Annotated in this window: 8 protein-coding genes; all 8 read left to right on the top strand. The window is 65.7% G+C overall.

From position 1 onward, the window contains the following. A partial coding sequence (locus Q0672_RS21445; protein ID WP_298625734.1) for a molybdopterin dinucleotide binding domain-containing protein occupies positions 1 to 1,064 on the top strand: 1,064 nt, incomplete at its 5' end. A 71-nt stretch (positions 1,065 to 1,135) separates the two neighbouring features. Then, the gene (gene napG, locus Q0672_RS21440; RefSeq protein ID WP_298625731.1) at positions 1,136 to 2,050 is read left to right on the top strand and encodes a ferredoxin-type protein NapG; all 915 of its coding nucleotides are present in this window, start codon (positions 1,136 to 1,138) and stop codon (positions 2,048 to 2,050) included. Between the two features lie 3 nt (positions 2,051 to 2,053). Beyond that, complete coding sequence (napH, locus tag Q0672_RS21435) at positions 2,054 to 2,929, top strand: quinol dehydrogenase ferredoxin subunit NapH (protein ID WP_298625728.1); 876 nt, start codon at positions 2,054 to 2,056, stop codon at positions 2,927 to 2,929. Next, entirely contained in the window at positions 2,929 to 3,408 is a 480-nt protein-coding gene (locus Q0672_RS21430; RefSeq protein WP_298625725.1) for a nitrate reductase cytochrome c-type subunit, read from the top strand. The genes napH and Q0672_RS21430 overlap by 1 nt, the downstream gene beginning before the upstream one ends. A gap of 25 nt (positions 3,409 to 3,433) precedes the next feature. Further along, complete coding sequence (locus Q0672_RS21425; protein ID WP_298625722.1) at positions 3,434 to 4,093, top strand: NapC/NirT family cytochrome c; 660 nt, start codon at positions 3,434 to 3,436, stop codon at positions 4,091 to 4,093. 203 nt (positions 4,094 to 4,296) lie between these two features. Then, positions 4,297 to 6,324 carry a response regulator gene (locus Q0672_RS21420; RefSeq protein ID WP_298625719.1) on the top strand — a complete coding sequence of 676 codons (2,028 nt, stop codon included), beginning with the start codon at positions 4,297 to 4,299 and terminating at the stop codon, positions 6,322 to 6,324. A 206-nt stretch (positions 6,325 to 6,530) separates the two neighbouring features. Beyond that, on the top strand, positions 6,531 to 6,956 hold the full coding sequence (locus tag Q0672_RS21415; RefSeq protein ID WP_284187398.1) for a cytochrome c: 426 nt from the start codon (positions 6,531 to 6,533) through the stop codon (positions 6,954 to 6,956). Between the two features lie 28 nt (positions 6,957 to 6,984). Continuing rightward, on the top strand, positions 6,985 to 7,657 hold a 673-nt coding region (locus tag Q0672_RS21410), incomplete at its 3' end, for a cbb3-type cytochrome c oxidase subunit I (protein WP_298625712.1).

The raw sequence follows: 7,657 nt of genomic DNA, 5'->3' as shown, positions 1-7,657 counted from the left end.
ACAACATGCAGGCCGGCCCCAACGTCAACCAGGAAATCTATCCGGGCTGGCGCAACCCGGCGGCCTTCGTGGTGGTGTCGGATGTGTACCCGACCGTCTCGGCCCTCGCTGCCGACCTGATCCTGCCGGCCGCCATGTGGACGGAGAAGGAAGGCGCCTTCGGCAACGCCGAGCGTCGCACCCAGGTGTGGCGCCAGCAGGTCAAGGCGCCGGGCGAGGCGAAATCCGACCTGTGGCAGTTCATGGAGTTCTCCAAGCGCTTCAAGATGGAAGAGGTGTGGCCGGCCGAGCTGCTCGCCAAGAAGCCCGAGTACAAGGGCAAGACCCTGTACGACGTGCTCTACGCCAACAAGGTGGTGAACAAGTTCCCGAAGAGCGACGTGCAGAAGGTGAACGAGCACGCCATCAAGAACTACACCAACGATGAAGCCGAAGCCTTCGGCTTCTACGTGCAGAAGGGGTTGTTCGAGGAATACGCCCAGTTCGGCCGTGGCCACGGCCACGACCTCGCCAACTTCGACGTCTATCACAAGGCCCGCGGTCTGCGCTGGCCGGTGGTCGACGGCAAGGAAACCCTGTGGCGCTACCGCGAGGGCTACGACCCGTACGTCAAGGCTGGCGAAGGGGTGAAGTTCTACGGCCACAAGGACGGCAAGGCGGTGATCTTCGCGCTGCCTTACCAGGATCCTCCCGAGAAGCCCGATGCCGAGTTCGACATGTGGCTGTGCACCGGCCGCGTGCTGGAACACTGGCACACCGGCACCATGACGCGCCGCGTGCCCGAACTGCACAAGGCGGTGCCGGAAGCCCAGGTGTTCATGCACCCGGACGACGCCAAGAAGCGCAACCTGCAGCGCGGCATGGTGGTGAAGGTCCAGTCCCGTCGCGGCGAGATGATCGCCCGCCTCGAGACCAAGGGCCGCAACAAGCCGCCGGTCGGTCTGATCTTCGTGCCGTTCTTCGACGAATCGAAGCTGGTGAACAAGCTGACCCTCGATGCCACCTGCCCGATTTCTAAGCAGACCGACTTCAAGAAGTGCGCCGTCAAGGTGCTGCGCGCCTGATCCCGGCAGCCGGGTACGGGTCGGGCTGAAGCCTGACCTGCGCCTGGCGCACGGATCAACGCAGACAAATCATGGACACCGGCAAGAAACCCGCCCGCACGCCCTCCGATGCCGCCTCCCCGGCGTCGGTGGCCCGTCGCAAGTTCATCAACAGCGTGGCTGCCGCGGCTGGCGGCGGCTGCCTGTTGGCGCTTGGGGCGGGGCTTTACGCGAAGAGCGCGTCGGCCTTGCCGGCCCAGGCCCTGCGCCCGCCCGGCGCACTGCCCGAAGCCGATTTCCTGGCGGCCTGCGTGCGCTGCGGCCTGTGCGTGCGCGACTGCCCCTACGACACCCTCCACCTCGCCGACCTGGGTGACCCGGTCGTCACCGGCACGCCCTACTTCACGGCCCGCAAGACGCCCTGTGAAATGTGCGAGGACATCCCCTGCGTGAAGGCCTGCCCCACCGGCGCCCTCGACCGCAGCCTCACCGACATCAACAAGGCGCAGATGGGTCTCGCCGCCCTCGTGGACCACGAGAGCTGCCTCAACTTCCTCGGCCTGCGCTGCGACGTGTGCTACCGGGTGTGCCCGGTCATCGACAAGGCGATCACCCTCGAGACCCAGCACAACCCGCGCTCCGACCGCCACGCGATGCTGCTGCCGACGGTGCACTCCGACGCCTGCACCGGCTGCGGCAAGTGCGAGAAGTCCTGCGTGCTGCCCGAGGCGGCCATCAAGGTCTTCCCGCGCAAGCTGGCCCAGGGCGCGCTGCCCGCCCACTATCGCAAGGGCTGGGAAGAAAAGGCCCGCCATGGTGGCTCGCTGATCGGCGATCAGGTCGAACTGCCGGTGCGCGGCTTTGAAGGCCCCACCGCCGGTCGCGCCGCCACCGAAACCGTGGTCGCCCCGACCGGCGCCGCACCTGCGCCGGCCGCCGCGGCGCCAGCCACACCGACGCCCCCGCCGAAGGCGGCGGGTGGCATCAATTCCCACTGGAAGCCGTAGATCATGGCGACCACCACGATGTCCTCCGTCAAGGCAGTCGACGCCGCCTGTGCTCCGGCCCGCAGCCTGTGGCAGCGCCAGCGCTGGCTCATCCTGCGCCGCACGAGCCAGCTCCTGATCCTGCTCGCCTTCCTCGCCGGGCCGTGGTTCGGCGTGTGGCTCGTCAAGGGCAACCTGTCCTCGTCCCTCACGCTGGGCGTGCTGCCGCTCACCGATCCGCTGCTGGTGCTGCAGACCCTTGTCACCGGCCACTTGCCCTATTCGTCGGCGTTGATCGGAGCGGCCATCGTGCTCTGCTTCTACCTGCTGGTGGGCGGGCGGATCTTCTGCAGCTGGGTGTGCCCGGTCAATGTGGTCACCGACGCCGCCGCCTGGAGCCGTCGCCGCCTCGGCATCAAGACCGGCCGCGTGCCGGACGCCGCCACCCGCTACTGGCTGCTGGGCGGTCTGCTCGTGGCCGCCGCCGTCACCGGCAGCCTGGCCTGGGAATGGGTCAATCCGGTGTCGCTGCTGCACCGGGGGCTGATCTTCGGGATGGGCGGCGGGCTGTTCGTGATCGCCGGCATCTTTCTGTACGACCTGCTGGTGGCCAGCCGCGGCTGGTGTGGTCACCTGTGCCCGATGGGCGCCTTCTACGGCCTGCTCGGCAGGAAGGCGCTCGTCCGCGTCTCCGCCAGCAAGCGCGCCGCCTGCGACGACTGCATGGACTGCTTCGCGGTGTGCCCCGAACCCCAGGTGATCCGCCCGGCCCTCAAGCAGGTCGGGCAGGAGAGCCCCCTAATCCTGGCCTCAGACTGCACCACCTGTGGCCGCTGCATCGATGTGTGCGACAAACAAGTTTTCAAAATGACCCATAGGTTCGATCAAAGGAGCGAGTGATGAACAAGCCGACCTTCCATTCCGCCCGCCTGCGGGCAGCCGCCCTGGCCGTGTGCCTTGCCCAGACTTTCCTTGCTCCTGTCGCTGCTGTTGCCGCTGGCGAGCCGGCCATCAAGCTCATGACCCTGCGCGGTGCCGAGATCAACGCCAGCGACCCGGAAGGCGACGGCACCCGTTATGGCCGCGATTCCGCCCCGTTGCCCCGGGATTTCGTCCAGCAGCCGCCGCTGATCCCCCACACGATCAAGGGCTACAACATCACCAAGAACTTCAACAAGTGCCTCGACTGCCACGCCTGGGCCCGTGCGAAGGAGACCGGTGCGACCAAGATTTCCGTCACCCACTTCAAGACCCGCGACGGCGAGGAGCTTTCCAGCGTGTCGCCGCGCCGCTACTTCTGCAACCAGTGCCACGTGCCCCAGAGCGACGCCAAGCCGCTGGTGGGCAACACCTTCAAGCCCGGCACCGGGATGCGCTGACGCATAGACAGGGGAGTTCGGACAAATGGATACCAACAACAAAGGCCTGATCGGGCGCATCCGATCCCTCGGCTGGGGGTTCGCCGCGATGCTGTTCATCGCCGGCATCGTGTTCTGGGGCGGCTTCAACACCGCCATGGAATGGACCAACCGGGAAGCCTTCTGCATCTCGTGCCACGAGATGAAGGACAACGTCTATCAGGAGTACCGCAACACCATCCACGCCTCGAACCGCTCCGGCGTGCGGGCCACCTGCCCGGACTGCCACGTGCCGAAGGAATGGGGCCCGAAGATCATCCGCAAGATCCAGGCATCCAACGAAGTCCTGCACAAGATCCTCGGCTCGATCGACACGCCCGAGAAGTTCAACGCCAAGCGGCTGGAGCTCGCCAAGCATGAATGGGAACGGATGAAGAAGACCGACTCCCGCGAATGCCGCAACTGCCACAATTTCGACAGCTTCGACTACGCCGAGCAGGGCCGCCGTTCGTCCAAGATGCACCAGACCGGCCTGAACGAAGGCAAGACCTGCATCGACTGCCACAAGGGCATCGCCCACACGCTGCCGGAAGTCGAACAGGCCATTGGCGCACCGAAGGAAGGCGCGACGCCGGAGGAATTCCATCCGCCCACGCCCAAGCCTGAAGAGGCCAAGCCTGAGGCCGACAAGGCCGCGAAGGGCTGATCCGCCGACATGGAGCACCCCGGGTCGCAAGGCTCGGGAACGGGGGGAGGCGGGCCGCGTCATGCGGCCCGTTTTCCGTCTGGAGAAAGGCCTACTGCCGCCAGGGTGAAGCGACTGGAGTAAGATTCGGGTAACCCCTGCCGCCGGATGTCCCGGCTGGCATTTTCTCTCCCGAACTCCGGAGTCGGCCTCTCTTGGTTCCCATGCGGAATGATGACGAATCCCAGGCCTGCCTGCTGAGCGCGATCCTCGAAGGCTCGGAGGATGGCGTGCTGACGGCAGATCGGGAAAATCGCCTCGTCGCCGTCAACGAGCGTTTCTTCTCGGTGTGGGGCGTGCCCCGTCCGCCCGGACCGCTGGCCGCGCTGTTCCGCAGTCCCTTCGATTCGATCTACGACGCGGTGTTGTCGCGGATTGTTGCGCCCGCTCACCTTCAGGAATGGGTGCGCCATGTGCTTCCGCTGATGGAGCAGGTGGATTCCGGCGATGTGCCCCTCAAGGATGGCCGAACGCTCCGGGGGCATGCCATTCCCTGGCGGGCCGGCAACGGCGAGTTGCTGGGCCGGATCTGGTATTTCCGGGATGTCACCGAGGTGGTCCGCTCGATCCAGACCATCGAAGCGAGCGAGCGGCGCTACCGCACGGCCTTCCAGACGACCCTCGATGCGATCGCCATCACGACCCTGGCGGGCGGCGTTTACGTAGACGTGAACCAGGCTTTCCTGGACATCACGCAATACAGCCGCGACGAGCTCATCGGCCGCAGCTCCCTGGAGCTTGGCATCTGGGCCGACACCAACGACCGCGTGTCCTTTGCCGAGAAGGTGCGCCGGGAGCAGGCGCGGGTCAGGCTGGAGGCCCGTTTCCGCAAGAAGAACGGGGAGATCTTCTGGGGCATGTTCTCGGTGTCGCCGATGGAGTTCAACGGCGAGCCCTGCTTGCTGTCGATCACCCGCGACATCACCGAAAGCAAGGCTGCCCAGGACGAGCTGGCCCGCCATCGGGACAGCCTGGAGTTGCTCGTGGCCGAGCGGACCGCCGAGCTGTCGAAGGCCAAGGAGGCCGCCGAGGCCGCCAGCGTGGCCAAGAGTGCCTTTCTGGCCAACATGAGTCATGAGATCCGCACACCGCTCAACGCGATCACCGGCATGGCCTACCTCATCCGCCGCGGCGGGCTCACGCTCGAGCAGGCTGCCCAGCTCGACAAGCTGGTGGGGGCGGGCGAGCACCTCCTCAAGATCATCAATGGCGTCCTCGAGCTCTCGAAGATCGAGGCCGGCAAGATCGTCGTGTCCGAAGCGCCGCTGCGGGTCGAGAGCGTTCTGCAGAACGTCGTCTCGATGCTCCATGTCCGCGCCGTCGAAAAGCGCCTGCGGCTGATCACCCAGTGCGATCCGCTGCCCGCCGATCTGCTGGGCGACGCCACGCTGTTGCAGCAGGCGCTGCTCAATTACGCGGCCAACGCGGTGAAGTTCACCGAAGGCGGCAGCGTGATCCTGAGGGTGAAGCTGCTGGAGGAAACCCCCGACGCTGCCCTGCTGCGTTTCGAGGTCGAGGATTCCGGCATCGGCATCGACCCGGAGGTGCTGTCCCGGCTCTTCCGCGCCTTCGAGCAGGCCGACAACACCATGACCCGCAAGCACGGGGGGACGGGCCTGGGGCTGGCGATCACCCGCGAACTGGCGGAGCGGATGGGCGGGGCTGCGGGCGCATCCAGCTGTCCGGGGGTGGGCAGCACCTTCTGGTTCACTGCGCGGCTTGGGCGTGGTCAGCGTGCCGGTCTGCCTGCGGTGCACTTCGACGCTGACGCTGACGCCGAGGCCACCCTCACGGAGTCCTTTGCCGGTCGGAGGGCCCTCCTCGCGGACGACGAGCCCATCAACCGTGAGATCGCCGAACTGATGCTGGTCGGCGCCGGCCTGCAGGTTGACACCGCCGAGGACGGCGCCGAGGCGGTGCGGCGGGTGGCGCAGGACGCCGGGTACGACCTGATCCTGATGGACATGCAGATGCCCAACATGGACGGCCTGGAGGCCACGCGGCAGATCCGCGAGCTGCTCCAGGGCCGGAACATCCCCATCGTCGCCATGACCGCCAACGCCTTCGCCGAAGACCGGGCGCGGTGCCTGGCTGCCGGCATGGACGACTTCATCGCCAAGCCGATCGATCCTGACCGGGTCTTCTCGACCGTCCTCTGCTGGCTGCGGCAACGGGCTTCCGAGCTCGGCTGAACGGCCGAATCAGCCTTAATCCGTTCCTTTGTCATCCCCGCGGCTGCCGCCAGAACGCAGTCGTGGCGCGGGCTCCCGCCTGCTCGCGGGCGTCAGGTGCTGCCACGGCCCGGCCCGCTTGACCGCCATCAAGGACTCGTCCCCCCTCCAGCCCGCACCATCCCGGCCAAGCTGCGTCGTGCAGCGATGCCATCCAGGGAGGTTCCATGAGCGGGACATTCACAAAATCAATGGCGCGAAACATCTTCTTCGGGGGCACTGTTTTCTTTGCGCTCCTGTTCATCGCGCTGACCTTCGATTCGATGCAGACCCTTCCCAAGCGGGACAACCGGGCCAACCTGACGCCGGCTGTTGCTGCGGGCAAGAAGGTGTGGGAGGTCAATAACTGCATCGGTTGCCACACCCTGCTGGGCGAGGGCGCGTACTTCGCTCCCGAGCTGGGCAACGTCTACAAGCGTCGTGGCCCCGAGTTCATCAAGGCCTGGATCCAGTCCCAGCCCACGGGTGCTCCGGGTCGTCGCCAGATGCCCAACTTCCACCTGACCGACCAGCAGCTGAACGATCTCGTCGAGTTTCTGAAGTACACGTCCGAGATCAACACTGCCAACTGGCCGCCCAACATCGAAGGCTGATTGCCGATCTGAAAGGGAGCTATCAACCATGCAATATTCCTCACAGTCGGTCGCGAAGCCATACTTCATCGCGGCCATCGGACTGTTCCTCGGTCAGATCCTGTTCGGCCTCATCATGGGCCTGCAGTATGTGATCGGCGACTTCCTCTTCCCCGCCATCCCGTTCAATGTCGCGCGGATGGTCCACACCAACCTGCTGATCGTCTGGCTGCTCTTCGGCTTCATGGGCGCGGCCTACTACATGATCCCGGAAGAGGCCGAGACCGAGCTGTACTCGCCAAAACTGGCGCTGCTCATGTTCTGGGTCTTCCTCGTCGCCGGTGCGGCGACCATCCTCGGCTATCTGCTCGTGCCCTACGCCACCCTGGCGAAGTTCACCGGCAATGACATCCTCGAGACGATGGGCCGGGAATTCCTCGAGCAGCCGCTGCTGACCAAGATCGGTATCGTGGTCGTCGCGCTGGTGTTCCTGTTCAACCTGACCATGACCATGCTCAAGGGCCGCAAGACCTCCATCGGCATCGTGCTGATGCTCGGTCTGTGGGGCCTGGCGGTGTTCTTCCTGTTCTCCTTCTACAACCCGCACAACCTGGTGCTCGACAAGTTCTACTGGTGGTGGGTCGTGCACCTGTGGGTCGAAGGCGTCTGGGAGCTGATTCTCGGCGCGCTGCTGGCCTTCGTGCTGATCAAGGTGACCGGCG

This window comes from uncultured Zoogloea sp., from assembly GCF_937894855.1.
Classification (GTDB): domain Bacteria; phylum Pseudomonadota; class Gammaproteobacteria; order Burkholderiales; family Rhodocyclaceae; genus Zoogloea; species Zoogloea oryzae.
The sequence above is the reverse complement of the archived record's forward strand: the minus strand, read 5'-3'. Positions and strand labels throughout refer to the sequence as shown.

Coding starts and splice junctions, on each gene's coding strand:
- Q0672_RS21430 (WP_298625725.1), top strand. CDS start 2,929: ATGAACAAGCCGACCTTCCATTCCGCCCGCCTGCGGGCAGCCGCCCTG.
- napH (WP_298625728.1), top strand. CDS start 2,054: ATGGCGACCACCACGATGTCCTCCGTCAAGGCAGTCGACGCCGCCTGT.
- Q0672_RS21415 (WP_284187398.1), top strand. CDS start 6,531: ATGAGCGGGACATTCACAAAATCAATGGCGCGAAACATCTTCTTCGGG.
- napG (WP_298625731.1), top strand. CDS start 1,136: ATGGACACCGGCAAGAAACCCGCCCGCACGCCCTCCGATGCCGCCTCC.
- Q0672_RS21425 (WP_298625722.1), top strand. CDS start 3,434: ATGGATACCAACAACAAAGGCCTGATCGGGCGCATCCGATCCCTCGGC.
- Q0672_RS21420 (WP_298625719.1), top strand. CDS start 4,297: ATGCGGAATGATGACGAATCCCAGGCCTGCCTGCTGAGCGCGATCCTC.